Origin of the sequence: Metabacillus sp. 84 (assembly GCF_050107715.1) — a bacterium.
In the GTDB taxonomy this organism is placed as follows: Bacteria; Bacillota; Bacilli; order Bacillales; family Bacillaceae; genus Metabacillus_B.
Map to the genome: position 1 here is coordinate 59,150 of NZ_JBNILN010000003.1, position 19,553 is coordinate 78,702.

Annotated in this window: 16 protein-coding genes and 1 pseudogene; 11 read left to right on the top strand and 6 right to left on the bottom strand. The window is 46.5% G+C overall.

Annotation, left to right across the window (positions count from 1 at the left end):
* Window positions 1–134 precede the first annotated feature (134 nt).
* Window positions 135–578, bottom strand: a complete 444-nt coding sequence (locus tag ACQCV8_RS07050) for a DUF6376 family protein (protein WP_426843872.1) — start codon at window positions 576–578, stop codon at window positions 135–137.
* A gap of 150 nt (window positions 579–728) precedes the next feature.
* Between ACQCV8_RS07050 and ACQCV8_RS07055 the strand changes: the two genes are divergently transcribed.
* From ACQCV8_RS07055 to ACQCV8_RS07070, 4 genes are all read left to right on the top strand, one after another.
* Window positions 729–1,973, top strand: a complete 1,245-nt coding sequence (locus tag ACQCV8_RS07055; protein ID WP_426843873.1) for a DNA polymerase IV — start codon at window positions 729–731, stop codon at window positions 1,971–1,973.
* A gap of 118 nt (window positions 1,974–2,091) precedes the next feature.
* Window positions 2,092–3,504 carry an NADP-dependent phosphogluconate dehydrogenase gene (gene gndA / locus ACQCV8_RS07060; RefSeq protein WP_426843874.1) on the top strand — a complete coding sequence of 471 codons (1,413 nt, stop codon included), beginning with the start codon at window positions 2,092–2,094 and terminating at the stop codon, window positions 3,502–3,504.
* Between the two features lie 201 nt (window positions 3,505–3,705).
* Entirely contained in the window at window positions 3,706–4,563 is an 858-nt protein-coding gene (locus ACQCV8_RS07065; protein WP_426843875.1) for a GRP family sugar transporter, read from the top strand.
* Between the two features lie 19 nt (window positions 4,564–4,582).
* Window positions 4,583–5,368: a glucose-1-dehydrogenase gene (locus ACQCV8_RS07070; protein ID WP_426843876.1), complete on the top strand. Its 786-nt coding sequence runs from the start codon at window positions 4,583–4,585 to the stop codon at window positions 5,366–5,368.
* A gap of 543 nt (window positions 5,369–5,911) precedes the next feature.
* On the opposite strand, the gene ACQCV8_RS07075 is transcribed toward ACQCV8_RS07070, so the two are convergent.
* Together ACQCV8_RS07075 and zwf are read right to left on the bottom strand one after the other, a co-directional pair.
* A complete protein-coding gene (locus ACQCV8_RS07075) occupies window positions 5,912–6,535 on the bottom strand; it encodes a cyclase family protein (RefSeq protein WP_426843877.1) in 624 nt (207 codons plus the stop codon).
* Window positions 6,536–6,597: 62 nt separating this feature from the next.
* Complete coding sequence (gene zwf / locus ACQCV8_RS07080; protein WP_426844240.1) at window positions 6,598–8,106, bottom strand: glucose-6-phosphate dehydrogenase; 1,509 nt, start codon at window positions 8,104–8,106, stop codon at window positions 6,598–6,600.
* Between the two features lie 323 nt (window positions 8,107–8,429).
* Here zwf and ACQCV8_RS07085 point away from each other — a divergent pair, with 323 nt between their 5' ends.
* The 5 genes from ACQCV8_RS07085 to ACQCV8_RS07105 all read left to right on the top strand — a co-directional run bounded on the left by ACQCV8_RS07085 (window position 8,430) and on the right by ACQCV8_RS07105 (window position 13,476).
* Window positions 8,430–9,131 carry an ABC transporter ATP-binding protein gene (locus ACQCV8_RS07085; RefSeq protein ID WP_426843878.1) on the top strand — a complete coding sequence of 234 codons (702 nt, stop codon included), beginning with the start codon at window positions 8,430–8,432 and terminating at the stop codon, window positions 9,129–9,131.
* The gene (locus ACQCV8_RS07090; RefSeq protein WP_426843879.1) at window positions 9,128–11,380 is read left to right on the top strand and encodes an FtsX-like permease family protein; all 2,253 of its coding nucleotides are present in this window, start codon (window positions 9,128–9,130) and stop codon (window positions 11,378–11,380) included. The genes ACQCV8_RS07085 and ACQCV8_RS07090 overlap by 4 nt, the downstream gene beginning before the upstream one ends.
* Window positions 11,381–11,467: 87 nt before the next feature.
* Window positions 11,468–12,382 carry a ribonuclease Z gene (gene rnz, locus ACQCV8_RS07095; RefSeq protein WP_426843880.1) on the top strand — a complete coding sequence of 305 codons (915 nt, stop codon included), beginning with the start codon at window positions 11,468–11,470 and terminating at the stop codon, window positions 12,380–12,382.
* 125 nt (window positions 12,383–12,507) lie between these two features.
* Window positions 12,508–12,657 carry a 50S ribosomal protein L33 gene (gene rpmG / locus ACQCV8_RS07100; protein ID WP_426843881.1) on the top strand — a complete coding sequence of 50 codons (150 nt, stop codon included), beginning with the start codon at window positions 12,508–12,510 and terminating at the stop codon, window positions 12,655–12,657.
* Between the two features lie 129 nt (window positions 12,658–12,786).
* Window positions 12,787–13,476, top strand: a complete 690-nt coding sequence (locus tag ACQCV8_RS07105; protein ID WP_426843882.1) for a glucosaminidase domain-containing protein — start codon at window positions 12,787–12,789, stop codon at window positions 13,474–13,476.
* A gap of 390 nt (window positions 13,477–13,866) precedes the next feature.
* On the opposite strand, the gene namA is transcribed toward ACQCV8_RS07105, so the two are convergent.
* The gene (gene namA, locus ACQCV8_RS07110) at window positions 13,867–14,886 is read right to left on the bottom strand and encodes an NADPH dehydrogenase NamA (protein WP_426843883.1); all 1,020 of its coding nucleotides are present in this window, start codon (window positions 14,884–14,886) and stop codon (window positions 13,867–13,869) included.
* Window positions 14,887–15,041: 155 nt separating this feature from the next.
* Here namA and ACQCV8_RS07115 point away from each other — a divergent pair, with 155 nt between their 5' ends.
* A complete protein-coding gene (locus ACQCV8_RS07115) occupies window positions 15,042–16,679 on the top strand; it encodes a M20/M25/M40 family metallo-hydrolase (RefSeq protein ID WP_426843884.1) in 1,638 nt (545 codons plus the stop codon).
* A gap of 70 nt (window positions 16,680–16,749) precedes the next feature.
* Here the strand turns inward: ACQCV8_RS07115 and ACQCV8_RS07120 are convergent.
* A pseudogene (locus ACQCV8_RS07120) lies at window positions 16,750–17,201 on the bottom strand (ASCH domain-containing protein); the annotation flags it as partial.
* 392 nt (window positions 17,202–17,593) lie between these two features.
* On the opposite strand from ACQCV8_RS07120, the gene ACQCV8_RS07125 reads away from it, so the two are divergent.
* Entirely contained in the window at window positions 17,594–18,568 is a 975-nt protein-coding gene (locus ACQCV8_RS07125; RefSeq protein ID WP_426843885.1) for a quinone oxidoreductase family protein, read from the top strand.
* A gap of 39 nt (window positions 18,569–18,607) precedes the next feature.
* On the opposite strand, the gene proC is transcribed toward ACQCV8_RS07125, so the two are convergent.
* Window positions 18,608–19,456 (bottom strand): pyrroline-5-carboxylate reductase, encoded by an 849-nt coding sequence (gene proC, locus ACQCV8_RS07130; protein WP_426843886.1) that lies wholly within the window; start codon window positions 19,454–19,456, stop codon window positions 18,608–18,610.
* Window positions 19,457–19,553: the final 97 nt, after the last annotated feature.

Genomic DNA, 19,553 nt, shown 5'->3' on the forward strand with positions numbered 1-19,553 from the left:
TATCGGCTATTTTTTGATTTTATCGACCGAAATGAGGCATATATCGATTTTTCGGCAGCATACGACAAAGATGCCAATTCCGGCAGACAGGCTCCAAGCCTTCACCCTGAAGCATTCCCTTTAAGTGGATGCTTTTATTTTTTCTCCTCAGAACGGTTTATCTCCCCGGCCATACTTTGTATTCCTTCGATTTGTTTTGACAAATCCGTATTGCTTTTCATATCTTCTGTATACGCGTCGTTTTCAATCGCTGTTAAGTATTCGTCGATACTGCTGAGTGCCCTGCGGTTTTTGCTGACCAGCTCCTGACGGTGTGCCATCAGCTGCTCGGGTGCTCTCATCTTATTAAATTCTTCGATTTGCTGCTTCATGCTGATCAGAATGGTTTCGAGCTCCATCCTCGCTGTCTCGCTTTCAGCTGCATCTATGAACAGGGTAGAAGTGTTCTCTGCCTGTGCGGATAATTTCCGGGCAAACATTGCCGCCTCTTCTCCATATGGAGCCGGTTTGCTTGGCATGCTGCATCCAAATAATAAAAGTGTGTTTAGTATGGAGCAGGATAAGATGAAGCCTTTCACATGGATTCCTCCGGTCAAAGTTTCTTTACCAGTCAATATTCTAGTTTTCCCTCTCTGTTCCTTTTTTATTCCTTATAAGTTTCGCAATTAATGAAAGAATCGTGTCTGTGATAAAATAAAAGAAGGACCTTAATAGGGGAAGTGAACGGAATGCAAGCGGAAGTGAAAAAAAACAGGATTATTTTTCACATCGATATGAATAGTTTTTATGCATCAGTTGAAATGGCCTATGACCCTGAGCTGAGAGGAAAGCCTGTTGCGATCGCCGGAAACGCAGAGGAACGGAAAGGAATCATTGTGACATGCTCCTACGAAGCAAGAAAATACGGAGTGAAAACAACGATGCAGCTATGGCAGGCAAAAAGGCTGTGTCCAGGTCTGATTGTAAGAAAACCTAATTTTGACCGTTACCGCCAGTCTTCAAAAGCGATGTTCGAGGTGCTTAGGGAATATACTCCACTTGTAGAGCCGGTCAGTATTGATGAAGGATACATGGACATCACAGACCAAGCCCGCGGTCGAAATCCTGTTAAAATGGCAGAAGAATTGCAGGCCCGGCTTCTGGAGGAGCTGATGCTGCCATCAAGCATCGGCATTGCCCCAAACAAATTTTTAGCGAAAATGGCGTCCAATATGAAAAAGCCTCTTGGTATAACGGTGCTCCGCAAGAGAGAGCTTGATCAGCACTTATGGCCGCTTCCGGTAGGTGCGATGCATGGAATTGGTGAAAAGACGGCAGAAAAGCTGAACAGCATCGGAATCAAAACCGTGTATGATCTTGTTCAGACAGAGGAAGGAATACTGAAGGAGCTGCTCGGGATTAATGGGGGAAGACTGAAAAAAAGAGCAGCCGGCATCGATGACCGCCCGGTGGATCCTGAATCGATCTATGATTTTAAAAGCATTGGCAATTCTTCTACATTGCCGAAGGATTCATCAAACCCAAGGGAACTGGACAAACTGATTATAGCGCTTTCAGAATCCGTCAGCAGGAGAATGAACAGGAAGAATGTCCTTGCTTCCAGATTATCAGTGATGATCCGCTACGGGAACCGTCAGACCTATACAAGAACAGCAAAGCTGAAAAATCCGGTTTCCGCTGCAGATGACATTGAAAAGGAAGCGAAAAGGATATTTTACAAGCACTGGTCGGGTGATCCCATACGCCTCCTCGGCATAACCGGAATGGATCTTCTGGATAAAGAAGAAGCAGTGAAACAGCTTGACCTATTTTCTTATGAAGAAGATGCAAAAGAGGAGCCTTTATGGAACGTGCTTGATCAGATCAATGGAAAATTTGGACAGAACACCATCAAGCGAGGGATGAAAGGCAGCTTTAAAGAAGAAAACACAAGTGGGACAAGCTTTAATAAGGACTTCCTGAGAGACCAATAGGAAATTTGTTCCCCCCGCCCTTTTTCTCCTCCCAGGCCGCTTTGCTTGAAAGCTTTAGAGAAAGTATGATATTTTCATGAATGTAATGAACCAATCGCACAGGAAAGGACGTTTTGACATGTCAAAACAGCAAATAGGAGTCATCGGTCTCGCCGTAATGGGCAAAAACCTTGCATTAAACATTGAAAGCCGCGGATATTCCGTTTCCGTTTATAACCGTTCTTCAGAAAAGACAGAGGATTTTGTCAAAGAATCCGAAGGCAAAAAGGTAACAGGTACATACAGCATAGAGGAGTTTGTACAGTCGCTGGAAACTCCCAGAAAGATTCTCCTTATGGTAAAAGCAGGTCCTGCGACGGATGCTACCATTGAAACCCTTCTTCCTTATTTAGACAAAGGCGATATTCTCATTGACGGTGGCAACACGTTTTTCAAGGATACACAGCGCAGAAATACCGAGCTTGCTGAGAGCGGAATCCATTTCATCGGCACCGGGGTTTCCGGCGGTGAAGAGGGAGCTCTTAAAGGACCTTCCATCATGCCTGGAGGACAAAAAGAAGCTCATGATCTCGTAAAACCGATTCTTGAAGCCATTTCAGCCAAAGTAGATGGAGAAGCTTGTACAACCTACATTGGTCCCGATGGGGCAGGGCACTATGTTAAAATGGTTCATAACGGAATCGAGTACGGCGATATGCAGCTGATTTCAGAAGCCTATTTCCTGTTAAAAAACGTACTTGGACTATCAGCAGAAGAGTTTCATGAAGTGTTTGCGGAGTGGAACAAGGGAGAGCTTGACAGCTATCTGATCGAAATCACTGCGGACATCTTCACAAAGAAAGATGACGATACCGGTAAACCGCTGGTAGATGTGATTCTTGACACTGCCGGCCAAAAAGGAACCGGAAAATGGACGAGCAGCAATGCTCTGGACTTGGGTGTTCCACTGCCTATCATTACAGAATCTGTATTCTCACGCTTTATCTCTGCCATGAAAGAAGAACGTGTTAAAGCGAGCCGTGTCCTATCCGGACCTGAAGCAGGGGAATACAGCGGAGATAAAGAAGAGCTGATTGAGGCAGTCCGCCAGGCGTTGTTTATGAGTAAAATCTGCTCCTATGCCCAAGGCTTCGCCCAAATGAAAGCTGCTTCAGAAGAATATGGCTGGGACCTGAAGTATGGCGAAATTGCCATGATTTTCAGAGGAGGATGCATCATCCGCGCCGCATTCCTTCAGCAGATCAAGGAAGCGTTCGACCGGGATGCCAATCTCTCCAACCTGATGCTTGATCCTTACTTCAAAGAGATTGTTGAAACGTATCAAGTATCTCTGAGAAAAACTCTTGCTGTGGCGATTGAGCGCGGAGTAGCCGTGCCTGGATTCTCAAGTGCACTTGCTTACTTTGACAGCTACCGCACAGAAGTCCTTCCTGCCAATCTTATTCAGGCACAGCGCGACTATTTCGGTGCGCATACGTATCAGCGCATTGATAAAGAAGGGGTCTTCCATACAGACTGGATGAGCAAATAATAATCATGGGACTGGCTTTTATAGCCAGCCCTTTTTTTCAATTATACTCGGGAAAACTCTGAACATAAAAGCAGGCGATTGCAGCAAACTAACATCAACGCCAGTCTAAGCTGTCTAGTATGTTTACCAATTCACGAATTGAGGAATTATAAAAAAGCACAATTAACCAACACAGTTTCGTCATAATAGGAGTCGATGAGCATGGCAGGAATTTTATTGGCATTAATCCCGGCAATAACATGGGGCAGTTTAGTATTAATCAGTGTAAAGCTTGGCGGAGACGCAAAAAGCCAGACACTTGGCATTACAGTCGGGGCCTTGATTTTCGCTATCGTTACATATTTTATTACCTTCCCTGACATTTCAGGTCTGGCATGGGGAATCGGGATTGTCTCCGGTATCATGTGGGCCATCGGCCAATTCGGACAGCTATCCAGTGTGAAATACATAGGGGTTGCAAAGACGGTACCGATTTCAACAGGGCTTCAGCTGATGGGCACGACCCTTTTTGGAGTGCTGATTTTCAAAGAGTGGGATACCCAAACAGCGATTGTTCTTGGATCAATCGCCGTAGCCTCCATCATTGCCGGAGTGATTCTGACTTCGGTCGGACAAAAAGCAGAGGATGAAGAAGACAAAAAGCACTTAAAACGGGGGCTTCTCATCCTGCTGATTTCTTCACTTGGCTATATTGGATATGTCGTTATCATCCGTCAGTTTAATATCGACGGGTGGGCTGCAATCCTTCCGCAGGGAATTGGAATGGTGGCGGGGGCGCTTGTCCTCACGTTTAAAAGCAAGCCATTTAATAAGTACGCAGTCCGGAACATCCTGACAGGTGTATGGTGGTCAGCAGGTAACCTCGGACTTCTTCTTTCCCTCCCGCTGATCGGAGTAGCCACAAGCTTCTCTCTTTCTCAAACCGGAATCGTCATCTCTACATTGGGAGGACTTTTCCTGCTTAAAGAAAAATCAACAAAAAAACAGATTGTCTTTGTCATCATTGGCTGTCTGCTTATTATCGCGGGCGGCGTATTGCTTGGATACACGAAAAGCTAAAGAATGGAGCTGAAGAGCTATGTTTAAAGATTTAGAAGGAAAAGTGGTCGTAGTAACCGGAGCAAGCTCAGGTCTTGGACGTGCCATTGCCAAACGGTTTGGCGAAGAAAAGGCCAAAGTGGTCATTAACTATTACAAAAGCGAAGGCAAATCAGATGAACTGATCGGCGAAATTAAGGAAGCAGGCGGAGAAGCAGTCAAGGTCCAGGGAGATGTGTCAAAGGAAGAGGATGTTAAGAAAATCATCCAATTTGCCATTGACACCTACGGAACTTTGGATGTTCTGGTTAATAATGCGGGCATCCAAAACGAAGTTCCAACAGAAGACTTATCCATTGAGGATTGGAATAAAGTGATATCCACGAACCTTACAGGAATCTTTGTGGGCTGCAGGGAAGCCATTGACTACATGCTTGAAAACAATATCAAGGGAAGCATTATCAATATGTCTTCCGTGCACCAGATCATTCCCTGGCCGCATTTTGCTCATTATGCTGCATCCAAAGGCGGAATTAAAATGCTGAGCGAAACCTTGGCACTCGAATTTGCACCACATGGGATCCGTGTGAACTGTCTCGCTCCAGGAGCCATCAATACACCGATTAATAAAGAAAAATTCAGCGATCCCGCTGCGAAAGAGGAAGTGCTGAAAATGATTCCTCTCGGCAAGATCGGTGAGCCGGAGGAAGTAGCAGCCGCTGCAGTTTGGCTCGCTTCTAAAGAGGCAAGCTACGTGACAGGTACGACGCTTTATATCGATGGAGGGATGTCAAACTATCCAAGCTTTCAGGCAGGAAAAGGGTAAGCTTTAGCGTTAATAAAAAAGTGTTCAGAGAGGCTCTGAGCACTTTTTTTATTTTAGGGCTGGAAGCGGAAAGCGCAGCTTTGCCTCCGGCCTTCACTGTGCTAAAGCATTAACCTCTGTCCCCTTCCTGTCTGACACCATGCAGGGCAAGGGATGAGAGAGTCTTCTCTCCGTCCCCGATATAGCCGCAAAAAGGGGTCGGAGGCTGCCTCCGACCCTGATTATGTCTGCTGGTTTTCCTGCGTCCCCATGGCATCAAAGGAGTTGGGGGAGTAAGGATAAGAAGTCACTTCCTCCCGCCCCCGGCGCTTTACCGCAACAGGGACCGGAGGCGCACGAGTCTTGTGCGGACCGTAAAAGCTGAATGGATCTGATGAACCCCGGAAAGTGAAAATCCATTGAGCACCATTATGCATCGCTTATAAATCTGCTTAATGCCAGACCGTTCTATCGCATCCAAGCAGACTTTAATTTAGCGCGGAAGAACACGTGAGCAAGAACCTGAAAAAAGAAGGTGCCGATTAAAAACCGGCACCCTCTCTCTTATTCCGCCTTCAAACCTTCAAACAGCATGATTCTTGCAGGTGCTGCGTCTTTCCCTAAAATTTTAAGCGGAGCTGCCACCATAAAGTAACTGCCCTCGGGGACTTCTTTTAAACGAAGTCCCTCGATAATAATCACTTCATGCTTGAAAAGTGTTTTGTGTGTAGGATGGCCTTCCTGGCTGCGCTCGACACCTAATGCGTCGATTCCAACCCCTCTTACGCCTGTTTCCGCTAAGTGCCTGGCTGCACATTCAGCTACAAAAATAAAATCAAAATTGAACTCGTCTTCAAGGGAGTTTTTTGTTTTGAACAGGACAAAGTCTCCCTTTTTTATATCAAGGTGTTCAATGTCCTCTTTGCGGATCCGGTCTTCTGCCCCTGTAAGGTCGAACACTTTTGCTTCTCCTACTAAATCGTTAAGAGAAATGGATTCCATTGTCTCTCCTTCAACAATCATGTGAAGAGGGGAGTCGACATGGGTGCCGGTATGGAGGTCCATGGCGATCCGCGTTTCTGTTACGTAGCCATTTGTGGCTGTGTTTAACACAGGCTGCTTTTCTTCCTTGTTTTTGTAAACCGGCATCCCTTCAAAAATCGGTGCCGAAACGTCATACATTTTCATCGTGCAGGTTCCCCCTTTAGTATTGGATAAAACGCCCTGCAGAACAGGGCGCTGAATCTGGATTATTCGGTATCGGTAACAGGCCACCAGTGGAAGCCGTCTTTGGCAAGCAGTTCGTCCGATGCGTCAGGCCCCATTGTGCCGGATGCGTAATTCGGGAATTCTGCTGCCACCTTTGACCAGGCTTTGGCGATTGTATCGACATAGCTCCAAGTCAAAGCGACTTCATCCCAATGGGTAAAGTTGGTCGCGTCCCCGTGCAGGCAGTCATCAAACAGTTTTTCATAAGCTTCCGGAGTATTAATGCCGTCGATGCAATTGTTGCAGTAATCAAGCTTGATTGGACGGGCGTAAGATCCGTCGCCCGTTTTCTTCGCATTTAGATGCAGCGTGATGCCCTCGTCCGGCTGAATGTTGATAACGAGAAGATTCGGGTGCATGCTGTCTCCATTGTTATAGTAGAGATTCATTGGAATATCTTTAAACTGGACGACAATCTTTGTTGATTTAGCCGGCATGCGTTTCCCCGTCCGGATATAAATCGGCGTTCCTGCCCAGCGGAAATTATCAATCGTCAGTTTTCCTGCAACAAAGGTTTCGGTATTTGAATTCGGATCGACATTGCTTTCCTCTCGGTAGCCTGGTACATTTTCGTTCCGGATGCTGCCTTTTCCATATTGGCCGCGTACAAAGTAGTCAGATACTTCATTTTCGTTCAGCGGACGAAGAGCGCGAAGAACCTTTACCTTTTCGCTGCGGATCTCTTCATCGGTCAATTTGATCGGCGGTTCCATTGCCAATAATGCAACCATCTGAAGAATATGGTTCTGCACCATATCCTTAAGAGCACCGGAGGACTCATAATAACGTCCGCGGTCTTCTACTCCAAGCCATTCGCTGGATGTAATCTGAATATTGGCGATATAGCGGTTGTTCCAAAGCGGTTCAAAAATAGCATTCGCGAACCGGATTACTTCGATATTCTGGACCATGGCCTTCCCAAGGTAGTGATCGATGCGGTAAATCTGATCTTCGGAAAAAGCGGCGCGGATTTCATTGTTCAGCTTTTGGGCACTCGGAAGGTCGGTTCCGAATGGTTTTTCTATAACAAGACGGCTCCATCCCTCAGTGGAGGTGAGCCCTTCGTTTTTCAGGTTCATGGCAATAGTGCCGAAAAATTCAGGCGCCATGGCCATATAGAACATCCGGTTGCCCGGTATATCGTATGTATGATCAAGTTTTTCAAGCAGTCCTTTTAATTCTGTGTAGGACCCCGGGTTGGTTACGTCGAAAGGATGGTAGTGAAAATGAGTAAGAAATTCCTCCATGCCTTCATGCTCCGGAACATTGCTCTCAATGGAGGCATTAACATTCTGGCGGAATTCTTCATTCGACCATGGTCTCCGGCCAACTCCGACCACGGCGAATTCATTGCCGATCCGGCCGCTTTTTAAAAGACGGTAGATGGAAGGATAAAGTTTGCGCTTAGCCAGGTCGCCCGTCGCTCCAAAAATAACAATTACGGCTTTTGGGTTAAATTCTGTATTCACGTTAAAGACCTCACTTTTCATATAGTCAAGTGCCAGTTCTTTGGCTTTGTCACGATTCCGAATAAGCATGCAGATGCTCTAAAAAAGGTCCCGTACAGATTCTTAATTTTAAAGCTTCATTCCGGTTAAAGCAAACATTTGAGCCAGGTTTCCTTTCATTAGTATAGACACCCTGGGAAAAAACATTAATCCTGATCTTGTTTCACCTTTTTTTTCCATAAAAGATTTTTAATTATAAAAATATGAAATATATATGTTAAATCATTTCATAAAATTCCTTGAAGGAGTATAATACGTATTGAAATAAAAACATCCAAATAGTTCATAAATTAGGGGGATTACTCATGAGTATCGTCTTTAAAAATGTTCAGAAAACCTATATCTCAGGGGATCATACCGTGTTTGCGCTTCAGAACGTCTCTTTAGAGGTCCAGGAGGGTGAGCTTGCAGTCATATTGGGGCCTTCAGGCTCCGGAAAATCAACTCTATTAAATGTTGCGGGAGGCATTGACACGGCAGACAGCGGGGAAGTCATGGCGGGTGTCTTTAACCTCCATACGCTGAATGAGAAGCAGCTGACCTCTTACCGCAGAGAAATGGCGGGTTTTATTTTTCAGTCCTATAACCTTCTCCCTGCTCTTACGGTTGAGGAAAATGTAGAAATCGGAAAAGAAATCAGCAAAAACCCGTTATCTATAGATGAGATCCTGGAGCGTACGGGGATGCTGGATAAGAGAAACAAGCTTCCTCATCAGCTGAGCGGGGGGGAGCAGCAGAGGACCGCAATTGCAAGGGCTCTCGTGAAAAATCCAAAGCTGCTGTTCTGCGATGAACCGACAGGAGCTCTGGATGAAGAAACCGGCAAAAAGATTCTTGGTTTGCTGCAGGAAATCAATCAAAAGTACGGGACTACCGTTTTTATCATCACCCATAACCCCGGTATTGCTGACATGGCAGATAAGGTCATTAAGATGAAAAGCGGGAAGATTGCCGATATCACTCAAAACGATCAGCCGATTGCAGCCGAAAAGGTAAAATGGGTATGAAACTAATTAAAAATGTTTGGAGAACCTTGAAAAGCAGCGCTTTGGAGCTGGCAGGTACGGTTGCACTGGCAGCCCTGGCGATTATGCTATATGTCATGCTTTCTGCCTCAATGACGGCCGTTTCTGAGAGCGCAGCCCGTTTTCAGGAGGAGTACAATCAGGAGGATCTGCAATTTCAGACAGCCGAACCTTTGAGTGCGGAAGCGGTAAAGAAACTGGAACAAACCTATAAGATAGAAGTGAATAAGCGGAGCTATTTGGACATTCAGGTTAAGGAGGGCGTGACATTACGGCTTCTTTCATTGACCCGGTCTATAAACCGTCCGTACGCCGCAGAAGGAGACCTTCCCAAGACGGATGAGGAAATTGCTCTTGCCAAGCAATTTGCTGATGCGCATTCCATTAAGCCTGGTGATATTGTTGAAGCGGGTGGCACCAGTTATCACGTCACCGGCACCGTTTTTCTTCCAGATTATATTTACCCTTTGAAATCAGAGTCGGATATCATTCAGGATCCTGAATCTTTTGGTGCTGCAATTGTTTCTGAGGAGGCAATTTCTGCTCAGTCCTCAAGCCCTCCAATCTATTACACTGCGGTATACGGCGAAGAACCGTTAAATGAAAAACAGCTGAAGAAAGCCATCACCGCTGAAGCTCCGCTTATAAAGTGGCTGACCCGAGATGAAAACCCGAGGATTGCGTTTTTGGAATCAAAGATGGAGTCTGCAGCATCCATAACCGGGGTGGTTCCGGTATTTATTCTTATTCTGGCGATGGCAATGGTCATGCTTGTCGTAAAAAGAAGGCTGGAGCTTCAGCGTAAACAAATAGGTACTCTGATGGCGTTAGGATATTACCGCAGAGAAGTAGCCGGTGCTTATATGCTGTTCCCGGTCCTGGCCGGACTCGCTGGAACAGCAGCAGGAGGAGCGGCAGGGTGGGCGCTTGCTGTGCCGCTTACCGGCTATTACACGGAATATTTTAATTTGCCGATTTTGGAGGCTGTCCGGCTGGGTCCTGTCCAATTTGTTCTTGCTTGTGTGCTGCCGGTTTTCCTATTGAGCGCAGGCGGATTTTGGACCATTTGGAAGACCGTGTCTGCCAGACCGCTGACTCTGCTCAAGCCTTTTTCAGGCACCAAAAAAGCAAGGGGGCGGATCACCCTCAAGAAAGCACCGTTTAAAACGAGATTCCGTTTCAAGATGCTTACACGAAACCCTTCAAAGGCTGTCATTATGCTATTGGGCATTATGTCTTCAGCTATCCTTGTATCCTATGGGTTTCTCATGATGAACTCAGCTTCTGATCTTATCGGCAAAACCTATCAGGAAGCATACCGCTTTAACTACACCGTGTACTATGCGGCTCCGCAGTCAGACCAGCCCTCTAAAGAAAACTTTTCCCTGTTTGGAGCTGATGCAGAGGCAGTAAACGGTGAAAAAATCAATGGCAAGCCGATTCAGATAGTTGGGATGGAACCGGAGAGCGAACGGATGAACCTTGAGGATGAAGCGGGAGTGAAGCTTAACACAAGCCTTGAAGATGGAATTATCCTTTCCAAAGCACTCGCTATGTCCCTTGATGCAAAGCCCGGGGATAAATTGACATTTTCACCGGAGGGGGCTTCAGAAAACATCACGTATTCTGTTGCCGGTGTTGCAGAATTGTACATTGGAGAATCCATTTATATGAACAAAGCCGATGCTAATCAGATAATGGGTCTTCCGGGATCCTCCTACACCGGCGAATGGACGATGAAAGCGCCGGATGAGAAGGATAAATCCATTTTGAGGATCGATGATAAGCAGATGTCGCAGAAAAGCTTTGAAACCTTGCTTGGTCCCACTCAATATTCAGCAGGGATTATCAGTATATTTGCGTTCATCATTGGCTTTATCATGATCAGCCTTATCACCGGTCTCATGGTGGACGAAAGCGCTCAAACCATTTCGCTATTAAAAGTGATGGGGTATGAGGATAAAGAGATATCCTCGATGCTCCTGGACATCTATATACCTGTTGTCGTGCTTGGTTATGCCCTTGGAGTGCCGGCAGCGGTCCTGTCGATTGATTCTATTATGAAGTCCGCGGCCGATTCAGCTGGATTTGCTCTGCCGGTGGCAGCGAGTCCCTTCATGATTGCAGGCAGTCTTGCAATCATCCTGCTGACCTATTGGATTTCGCTTCAGTTTTCGAAGAGAAAACTGAAGCGGGTCTCCCTGCAGGAAGTGCTGAAAATGCAGGAATAAAGAAGAGGAGCATGCATAGCCGGTTGTGCATGCTTCTTTTTTTCATGTATTCTAAGAAGAGAGCATTACAAATAGGAGGATTACACGGTGAACGTATTATTCTTAGGAACAGGTGCAGGCGTACCGTCCAAGCAGAGAAATGTCTCTTCCACCGCACTGGAGCTGCTGGAAGAGCGGGGAACGGTGTGGCTGTTTGACTGCGGAGAAGGGACCCAGCATCAAATCCTGCACACGACGTTAAAGCCCCGCAAAATCGAAAAAATCTTCATAACCCATATGCACGGGGATCACATATTTGGCCTTCCGGGTCTTCTTGGCAGCCGGTCCTTTCAAGGTGGAGAGGATCCGCTAAAAATTTATGGACCTAAGGGAATTGCTCAATTTGTAAAGGCTGCACTTTCCCACAGCCAAACCAATCTCCGCTACCCGATTGAAGTGATCGAAGGAGAAGGGGGAACAGTTTTCGAAGACGGCCAGTTTATTGTTGAAGCCATCCTGCTTGAGCACGGACTGCCAAGCTACGGCTACAGAATTATTGAAAAAGATAAACCAGGCACGCTCATGGCAGATCGCCTAATGGCAGCGGGAATTAAACCAGGCCCTGCTTACCAGGCCCTTAAGGAAGGCGGCACGATTAAACTCGAGGACGGCACCCTTATTCGCGGAGCTGATTATTTGGGAGCTCCCAAGAAAGGAAGGGTAATAGCGATCGCAGGAGACACAAGAAGCTGCCCTCAGCTCACAGCGCTCGCTGCAAATGCAGATGTTCTCATTCATGAGGCCACTTTCAGCGGGGACGATGGAAGGCTCGCCTATGAATACTACCACTCCACCACGATTCAGGCAGCAGAGCTTGCCAGGGAAAATAGAGTAAAGCAGCTCATTTTGACGCACATTAGCGCGAGGTATCAGGGAGAGCAAGTAGACATGCTTCTGAATGAAGCTCAGAAAGTCTTTCCGGATACGCGGCTTGCTGAGGATTTATTGAGAATTGAAATCTGATGATCTGTTACTTAAAAAAGCCATTATGCGGGGCAAACATGATTGACAGTCTCTCGACTTGCAGGTAGAATATAAATAAATCGTAATTATTACGTTTTATATATTTGTACACTGGAGGGACTATCATGCGAGTAAACATTACGCTGGCCTGCACTGAATCGGGCGACAGAAATTATATCACAACGAAAAACAAGCGAAACAATCCGGACAGAATTGAAATGAAAAAGTACTGCCCGAGATTAAAACGCGTCACGCTGCACAGAGAAACCAAATAATTCTAAGTAAGAGGCTTGCCATAAAAAGGGCATGGCCTCTTTTTGATTTCCCCGTACAAGTATCCATACCATTTCCGCAAATGTGCTTATGATGTAGTATCTTTTTTTATTCTGAAAGGAGAACCGTTTGTGGAAAACTTTATCGACCTCGTGCTTCCTTATGTACTGAAAGTGCAAAAAGAAGAAAACATTGCTGCCTCTGTGCTCCTTGCCCAATCAATTTTGGAAACCGGCTGGGGCGAAAGCTATTTAGCCAAAACCGCCTTTAACTTATTTGGTATTAAAGGCTCTTATAAAGGTCAGTCCCTCGTTGTGAGAACGATTGAATATATAGAAGGAGAAGAACGTGTGGTTTCTTCATCCTTTAAGCGCTATCCGTCCTGGTATGAGTCATTTAAAGATTTGGTCGAATTTTATAAAAGAGGGACTAGATACGCGCCGATCTTTGCCGAAACGGACTATAAAAAAGCCTGTGCTGCGCTTCAGCAGGCAGGGTATGCAAGTGATCCAAACTATGCCAATAAACTGATCGGCATCATCGAAAGAAACGGTCTTTCCAAATATGACCGGATGAGCGAGTCCCCGCCGCCGCCTTCTGCCGTCAATCCATATCCCGGAGAGCTAATAAAAAAAGGCTCCAAGGGAGTTCTCGTCCAGCAGGTTCAAAAGCAGTTGAACATGCACAAGTTCAAATTAGCGGAAGACGGGGTTTTTGGCTCGAAAACAGAGAGGGCAGTCAGGACGTTTCAGCAGATGAAGGGGCTGTCTTCGGATGGAATAGTCGGCCCGAAAACATGGAGCGCCCTTTTTGCCAATTAGCTCTTGCAGGTTAACAAACAAGCCCTGCTCTTCAGGATGTACACGCAGAGGTGCTGTCAGGTAAATAGATCGACTGGAAAAATGGTTGCTGAATTGCCTATGCCGCCTGAAGGGGAAAATTGCCGCCGGAATGATCATGGATGCAGGAAGTCGGCGATACAATTGAGAATCGCCCTTAAAACTGAAAAATCGAAGATAGGCTGTACAAATCGCAAATAAACCTGTATCACGAAGACCAAGGGGCAGCTGTGCCCCCTTTCTTGAACCGAAAGCTTATTTAAGCAGAATCGAAAACAGGCTTGGAGATTGTTCTCCAAGCCTGTTTGCAGGTTAATTAGCCTTGCAGTTATGCCGTATCGTTTGCCCCTTGTTCAACGGGATGGCTCCTCGTTATTTCCAGCCCCGCTCATATTGCACCGGTGGCTCAATAGACGTTCCCAGCTGCTTCGCTGCAGTTCGCGGCCAATATGGATCCCGGAGAAGCTCGCGGGCTACAAAAATCAAATCAGCACGCTCGCTTCTAAGAATTTCTTCAGCCTGTAATCCGTGTGTGATCATCCCGACCGCACCTGTCGGAATGCCTGCTTCGCTGCGGATTTTGTCTGCGAAAGGGACCTGATAGCCGGGATAAACAGGAATATCCGCCGGTACAAGTGCTCCGGAGCTTACATCAATCAGGTCAACTCCCTGCTCCCGCATCCATTTTGCGAACACAACATGATCATCCGGGGTTAAGCCGTCCGGATGATAATCCGTCGCTGAAATCCGTACAAATATCGGCCCTGTCCAGACTTCTTTTACCGTTTCAATCACTTCTCTTAAAAAGCGGTAGCGGTTTTCAGCAGACCCGCCATACTCATCATCCCGATGGTTGGAAAGCGGAGATAAAAATTGATTGATCAAATAGCCGTGAGCGCCGTGCAGCTCGATAATATCAAAGCCTGCTTCTTTCGAACGGCGTGCTCCTTCACGAAAAGCCTGAATGGTTTCGCTGATTTTTTCTTTTGTCATAGCGACTGGTTTTTTTGAATTTTCATTAAAAGCGAGAGCGGTCGGTGCTGTGATCTCTTCTTTCAGGACCGCTTTCCGGCCTGCATGGGCAAGCTGGATGGCAGCCGCAGATCCGTAGCTTTTGATTTCCTTTACAAGGCTTTTAAGATCTGCTATATGGTCATCGCTCCAAATTCCTAAATCATTTGGAGAAATTCGGCCCTGAGGAGTTACGGCTGATGCTTCGAGCATGATCAGTCCGGTTTGTCCGGCCGCTCTGCTTACATAGTGCGTCCGGTGAAAGCTTTCAAGTTTGCCATCTTCATTCATGGAAGAATACATGCACATTGGAGACATCACAATCCGGTTCTTCAGCTCTACATTTTTTATTCTATATGGCTCGAATAATTTTCGATTCAAGATTTTCGCCTCCGTTAAATAAATTCAAAAAAAGTATACCAGCGTACAATCAGCAAGTCACCCAATCTGCCCTCTGGAAGATTTTCTTCTGCAGTGTATTGAAAGATTCGGGGATTTCTATACAATGGATTCAAATGGGGATTGGAGGGGACTGCATGAAATCATTATGGCAATCAAAAGAACAGCTGACCGAACTGCTGGCAAAATTAGTGGAATACGATAGTGTAACCGGTACCCCTGGAGAAGCTTCGTTTCCGGAATATGTTCAGTATTTGCTGAATCAGACGGAATATTTCACCCGTAATCCAGATTTTTTAACTCTTCATCCTCTTAAAGACGGCAGGCGTTTTTTATCAGCTCTTGTAAAAGGGTCATCCAATCATACGCTTGTATTGCTCAGCCACTTTGACACGGTGGATGTTATTGATTACGGGGAGCTTCGCCACCTCGCTTTCAGGCCGTATGAGCTGACAGATACGTTAAAGGAAAAGCAGGAATGGCTTCCTGATGCGGTTCAGCAGGATTTAGCAAGCGGTGATTGGCTTTTCGGCAGAGGAACGATGGATATGAAGGCTGGTCTGGCGGTTCAGATGGGGGTTCTTGAAAAGGCAATGAACGGAGAGTTCAAAGGAAACCTGCTGCTTCTTACCGTGCCGGACGAAGAGGTCAATTCAGAAGGAATGCTTGAGGCCGTTCATGCTTTGAACGAACTGAAAAAGCAACATTCTCTCGACTACACAGCCTGTATTAATTCTGAGCCCATGTTTACGAAATACCCGAATGATCCAGATTATTACTTATATACAGGTTCAATAGGAAAAGTACTCGCAGGGTTTCTTTGCTATGGAAAGGAAACCCATGTAGGAGAGCCTTTTTCCGGATTAAACGCCAATCTGATGGTGTCAAAAATCAGTGAACAGCTTGAGTTGAACACCGATTTTTGTGAGACATTAGAGGGGGAAACGACCCCTCCGCCCACAAGTCTTATGCAAAAGGATCTGAAGGAGGAATACTCCGTTCAAATCCCGCACATTTCTGTCGCGCTGTTTAATGTGCTGACGATGCGGCGGCCGCTTGAAAAGCTGCATCAGATGCTTATGGCTTCAGCTGAGGCAGCCGCTAAAGAGATCGAAGAGCACTATATGGAGAGAGCGCGTGTGTTTTCGGAAAAAGTACACTACAAGCCGGAACCTTTCTCTGTTAAAACTGTCAGCTATGATGAACTGTTCAGGCATGCAGTTGAAAAAGCAGGGCTCCAGGAGGTCGAGCGAAGAATTGCGAATTTAGAGACAGCCGCAGCCGGTGAATTGGACAGCCGTCAGCAAGCCATCCGCATTGTTGCTGAATTGGCCGGGCTGTGCAAGGAGCAGTCCCCCATGATTGTCCTTTTCTACGGACCGCCATTTTATCCGGCAGTTTCATCAAACGAAGATCCAATGATTACCCATATAGCTGATTATGTCTCAAATTTGGCCAAAGAGGACCACGGCATCAATTTAAAACGCCAGGTGTATTTTCAAGGCCTCTCTGATCTGAGCTTCCTGCAGCTGAATGATACAGAAGAATCTCTGGAAAAATTGACTGGAAGCATGCCCGTGTATGGAAGAGGCTACTCCCTTCCGGCTAAGGAAATAAAAGATCTCAGTTTGCCGGTCATCAACATTGGTCCTATGGGGCGAGACGCCCATCAATGGACAGAGCGTCTCTATCTGCCCTATTCTTTCGGACAGCTGCCTGCCATTCTGGAAAAAAGCATCCATGAATTTTTCAGATGGACCGGAAAGGAGAATTGAAAAACAATGCCTTCGGGTAAACAGGCGGTAAAAAAACCCGGAATGCCAGGCAGGCGCTCCGGGTTTCATTTTTTTTAGGTGATTTGCTGTTTACTAACTCAAAACGCTCACAGACCAGCATCATATCTTCCGAATATTGCAGTCCTAGCGCCTGTAGCTCTTTCATGAAAAATTCTTCGTGGACTTCTTTCCAATATCGGTATGTTCGGTCGCCTTCTCCGGCTGCATATTCCTCAGCAACCTCATTCATGGGCATGATTTCTACAGCTGTTGTTTTGATAATCGCCATAGGTTCATCTTTACTATTTAAATGATGCTGTAATCTTCAGCAGAAGGGAGCGGCTCGTGTTCAATTTCGTAGAAAACCAGTCCTGAACAAGTGGCCGATTTTACGCCATCTATTACTAATTGAGCTAATTGGTCTGGATCGGCTCCGAATTGAGAGGACTTTACTTGTTTTGGTTTTTCCTGGCCTTGAGATTTCCAAAACTTCTCCAAGTACATTTGCGATGCTTTATTCATAGGTTTTCTCTCCTTAATAAAATAGCTCTGTTAAACTAGGCTGTTGATTTCCGCTGCAGGCGTTCGCTTATCCTTGGGCTGGCGGTGAGCCTCCTCCTCGCTTCGCGGCTGCAGGGTCTCACCTGTCCCGCTGTTCTTAGCTCGGAGTCTCACGCCTTCCGCTCCAATCAACAGGTGTGAAAAATCAACACCACACTTTAACATATCCAATAAAACAAATAGGCATTATCTAAAATATACCAGTTCTCCTATCACAGCGAACCTCTATGCAGGAGCCAGTATTTTATTTAGAAAGCAGGCCGCGAACTTTTTCTGTCCCCAAATATTCCTCTATTATTTTACTTTAAAAGGAAATAGAATAAGATTATGGGATAAGCAAAGGGGGAAAGGCTATGAAGGCAATTGTCGTTGAGGAGTTTGGCAGTTCGGAGCATATGAAGTACATAGATGTCGACGTTCCTGAACCGGATGCACAGGAGGTATTGATCCAGGTTGAAAAAACAAGTGTAAACTTTGCCGATGTGAAAGGGAGATATGGAAAAAAGGCTGCGAAAACACCATATATTCCAGGTCTTGACTTAACAGGAACGGTTATTGGAATCGGAGAAGAGGTGACGGGATTTCAGCCTGGACAGCGGGTAATCGCATTTCCTTCAGGAGGTTCTTACACAGAGTATGCGGTAGCAGATCAGCGGCTCACATTTGCGATACCGGATTCGATGGATTGGAGTGCGGCTGCTGCTTTTCCCCTTGTTTCCTTCACTGCGTATCAGCTTTTGGCTGATGTTGCGAGGGTCCAGCCTGGGGAGACGGTTCTGATCCATGCCGCTGCCGGGGGGATTGGAACGACTGCTATCCAGCTTGCCAAGCGGATGGGTGCTGTTCAAGTCATCGGCACCGTCGGAAAAGTAGAGAAAATCAAAGCGGCCTATCAGGCTGGGGCGGATCATGTTATCTGCCTTGAGAGCGAAGATTTTCCTCCGGTTGTGATGGAGTCAACGAATGGCCTGGGAGCGGATGTGATTTTGGATTCCATTTCAGGAGAGGTTTCAGAGAAAAGCCTCACCTGCCTGGCTTCATTTGGGAGGCTCGTTCACTTCGGGAATGCAGGAGGAGAGCCGGGACGGTTTAAAACCTCGGATCTTCATGCCGGCTGCCGTTCTATTTTAGGCTTCAGCTTTGGAACAACGCGTAAAAAGCGGCCAGAGACCCTTCAGAAAACAGCGGAAAAAGTGTTCGCTTTGCATCAGGAAGGGAAGCTTTCCATCCAAGTTGGGAGCCGTTTCCCCCTGGAGGAAGCGGCCGCCGCTCATGAGTTAATGGAAAGCAGGCTGAGTACAGGGAAAATCCTGCTCGATGTAAGGTAACCGAAAAAAACAGGGAGTCCGCTATGTGCGGGCTCCCTGTCAGGCTTTTCGAATCTTTTTCAGTCCGCCGTCGGCGATTAGCGCCTCTAATTCTGCAGACCTCTCTGCGGCTCTTTTCACACATGCAATAATGGCTTCGTTAAATTGATACCCTTTGAGAGCTTCAATACCGGCTTCTGTCGTTCCTCCCGGACTGGTCACTTCCTTGCGCAGGAGGGAGGCCTGTTTATCGGACTGCATCAGCATTTCCGAAGCGCCTGCAAGGGTTTGAAGGATTAGACTTTTGGCAGTGTCGCCTTGCAGCCCGACTTCCGCAGCTGCGTTTTCCATTGCTTCGATAAAATAATACACGTAAGCGGGACCGCTTCCGGAAAGTGCTGTTACCGCGTCGAGATGATGTTCTTCTACAACCGTAACCAGCCCAATCGTCTCCAGCAGATGCTTTGCCATTTTAACCTGATGCATGGTCACTTCTTCGCTTGGTGAAATAGCGGTGGCGGACATGCGGATGGCCGCCGAGGTGTTTGGCATCGCGCGGATTACGGGTGCTTGTTTGCCAAGAAGTTTTTGGATGCTTTGGATCGTAACGCCTGCGAGGACAGAAAGGAACAGCTGATTTTTTACAAAAGGTCTGATAGAAAGAATCGCCTCTTCAGCGTCCTTCGGTTTCATCGCTAAAATGATTACATCTGATTGGGCGAGGAGCTCGGCTTTCGTTTTCGTTATTTCAATCCCATACTGATCCTGCAAATAAAGGAGCTTGCTGCGGTCGCTGCGGTTGCACACTGAGATTTGATCCGGTCTTACGACATTTCCGTTAATCAATCCCGAAATCATCGCTTCTGCCATCGAGCCGGCTCCGATCAAGCCAATGTTCATCCTTCTCATCCTTCCTTTTTAAAAAAACTGAATTTGTGCAGCATAAAAAAACCCTTCCATCCTTATACAGAAAAGGACGGAAGGGTCTCCGCGGTACCACCTTAGT